The following is a 2,336-nucleotide window of genomic DNA, read 5'->3' on the forward strand; positions in this document are numbered from 1 at the left end:
CACACTTATCAGGCCACCCATATTAACTTGTGAATAATTCCATGAGTATTCATGGCTGGCATAGTAAGTATTTTTAGTAGATAGGGGAGGATTCGAAAAATACCTTTTTATTCGATGAGAATTCAACAAATAATACAAGTATCAGTGTGCCGTTATTGCCTGAACTTATCATGGGTAGCATAGTTAATATTGATGCCGCTAAGCCCATGCAGCTGAAATAAATAAGAGTAAATAGTTGAAACAGTAGTGATAAACATTAAATGTTGCGTCAATCTTTTGATTATCTTAATATAAATGTAATATATTTATTTAAAGCTAATCAAAGGAATGATTATGTCAACATATACTAATCGCACTACCTCTCAGCAGCAACGTCAACTACAAATTCAATCTGTACTTAAAAATAATCAGCATACTTTTGTTCAAATGAATTCTAATGAATTTATGGGGTTTATGTTTAATGTTCAGAAGATTAATGGAAAAAGCCAAACGGAAACTATTGCATGGGTTGATACTATACTGACAAAAAAACAAATAATCTCTAAAGAATGGGAACAATATAAGTCAGCTGTTAAAACAGGTTCTAGTTTAATACCATTAGGTAAGGATATGGTACTTTTAGGTGCTGTTGCATTAGAAATGAAGCGTGGTGGAAATACCTTCTCTAAATATCAAATTAAAATGTACAACGGTAAACCTAATGTTATTTTTAAAGGTTATGCTGGTTTACGTACACAACTTAAAGGTACAAAGTATTTAGCAAGTAATCCAAAGGTTGTATCATTTGGTATTGGTAAATTAGGTGTTGCGAGCACTATTAAAGGAGGTTTTATAATGACCGTGATTATTTCAGCAACTTTTCATTCATTTGAACAACTATTAAACGACAAAGCCACTTGGCATGATTTTGTCGGAGGGTTGACGGTTGATATAGGAGTTGCAGCGGTTGCTTCAGGTATTGCTTGGGGGGCTGTTGCAACTTATGTTGGAGGTGCCGCAGCAATGGTAGCTGTAGGGCCAATAATGGCAGTGGTGATTGTAGGGACAGTCTTAACAGTGCTGACCTCTGTTCTTATGGATTCTGATGCACTAGCAAAACGTGTTTCTGATGGCTTACGAGAAGTAGAGCAAGGGGTAAAAGAGAAGTTGCTTAAAATTAAATATGAAACGAAACGTATTGAAAGAAGTTACGATGCAGATCCTGTTGGTTTTATGTATCGTTTATTTGGTATCCCATATTTTGGAAGCAGATTTTAGTGACAAATATTAATACCCAAATAAATAGAGTAATTACAATCAAACAAGGTGTGTTTTATATTTCTCTATTAACACTTTGTATCGTTGGATATTTTTATACACTTTATGATGAAGTTGGCATGCTTAATCGCGTATATGAAGATTCAGTGTTGTTAAAAGTAAGGGTTTTAGTCATTCCTCTTGTGCTAATGATGCCAGCATTAGGTGTGCTGATATGGGGGATTACATGCCAAATTCTTCCCAGCTTTACGGCTCATAACACGAAAAGAGGAATGTTTTTTATAATTTTGAGTTTTCCCATCTTTGTTATTAGTTTACTGATTTATAACTGGCAAATCATGAGCTGGCTAGATGAACAAGGATACAGTGAGTGTTCATTTTATTCAGGCGCTAGCCTAGGGGCAGCAAAAATTATGGTTAATAATCCATATCTTTGTATAGAGGAAGGGTATCAGATACGTATAGCGTTATTGGATTGGTTTGAAGAGCAATATTTACAAGGGATAACACCTACTGTTGATATGGTTACCACCAAACAAGAACAGCTGTTCTTAGCTTATAACGAGCGTTTTGACTTATTATAGTTTGGTCACTATTAACAACTAAGGTTTTGGAATGTACAAAGTACTGATAACAATAATTATCATCTTTAATTTATTGGAAATACTAAAGCCTCAACAATACCATTAAAATGTAGTATTAGCGTATCAGGTTTTACAGAAATAAAAGATCAAGCTCAGTTTTTTGATGTAAAACTAAAAGGCTTAAAGAACAGCCCTACGGGAGCAAAAAAACTCACCACGATAAATAACTTCGAATTTTGGGTGATGAACCACAGCTTACAGACAATAAGCAATACTACTCGTGTTGTTAGCTTTCAGGTAGCAATTAAGAATTTGACGGACAAAACGTTTACACATGCGTTAAGTAATTCTTATGCCAAAGATTTAGTCAATCACTCAGCTCGTATCAGTCTTGTTGAATATGATGAAAATCAGTTATTCGAACTGGGTGAAGTTATGTTTTCATGTAAAGGTAACTTATCAGGCCACCCATAATAACTTTCTCATATTCACGTT

General features: G+C 34.5%; 3 protein-coding genes. All 3 read left to right on the top strand.

Translation table 11 applies throughout. The features are described from left to right. Window positions 1-333: 333 nt before the first annotated feature. The 3 genes from CXF85_RS00020 to CXF85_RS00030 all read left to right on the top strand — a co-directional run bounded on the left by CXF85_RS00020 (window position 334) and on the right by CXF85_RS00030 (window position 2,315). Window positions 334-1,257 (top strand): hypothetical protein, encoded by a 924-nt coding sequence (locus CXF85_RS00020; protein ID WP_101226504.1) that lies wholly within the window; start codon window positions 334-336, stop codon window positions 1,255-1,257. Then, a complete protein-coding gene (locus CXF85_RS00025; protein ID WP_101226505.1) occupies window positions 1,257-1,841 on the top strand; it encodes a hypothetical protein in 585 nt (194 codons plus the stop codon). Before CXF85_RS00020 ends, CXF85_RS00025 begins: the two co-directional genes overlap by 1 nt. A gap of 240 nt (window positions 1,842-2,081) precedes the next feature. Beyond that, on the top strand, window positions 2,082-2,315 hold the full coding sequence (locus CXF85_RS00030; protein ID WP_157828987.1) for a hypothetical protein: 234 nt from the start codon (window positions 2,082-2,084) through the stop codon (window positions 2,313-2,315). Window positions 2,316-2,336: the final 21 nt, after the last annotated feature.

Origin of the sequence: Colwellia sp. 75C3 (assembly GCF_002836255.1) — a bacterium.
GTDB lineage: Bacteria > Pseudomonadota > Gammaproteobacteria > Enterobacterales > Alteromonadaceae > Colwellia.

What these genes read in the sequence shown, in the direction of transcription:
- CXF85_RS00020 (WP_101226504.1), top strand. Translation starts at nt 334, where the DNA reads ATGTCAACATATACTAATCGCACTACCTCTCAGCAGCAACGTCAACTA.